Consider the following 249-nt stretch of genomic DNA (forward strand, 5'->3'; position numbering starts at 1 on the left):
GCCCCGGAGGACAGCTTTTCGAACTCGGCGAGCAGTTCCTGCTGCTTCTTGGTCAGATTCTGCGGCGTTTCGACCATGACCTGGACATACATGTCGCCGGTCTGGCGCGAGCGGAGCACCGGCATGCCCTTTGATGCAATGCGGAAACGGCGGCCGGACTGCGTTCCCGCCGGCACCTTCACCTTGGTCTTGCCCTTGTCGATGGTGGGCACCTCGAACTCGCCGCCGAGCGCGGCCGCGACCATCGAG

Annotated in this window: 1 protein-coding gene; it reads right to left on the reverse strand. The window is 64.7% G+C overall.

The features are described from left to right. Positions 1-249: DnaJ C-terminal domain-containing protein (locus QSV46_RS40515; RefSeq protein WP_314964334.1), on the reverse strand; the 249-nt coding region annotated here is incomplete at both ends.

The organism is Bradyrhizobium cosmicum, from assembly GCF_032290525.1.
GTDB classification, from domain to species: domain Bacteria; phylum Pseudomonadota; class Alphaproteobacteria; order Rhizobiales; family Xanthobacteraceae; genus Bradyrhizobium; species Bradyrhizobium cosmicum_A.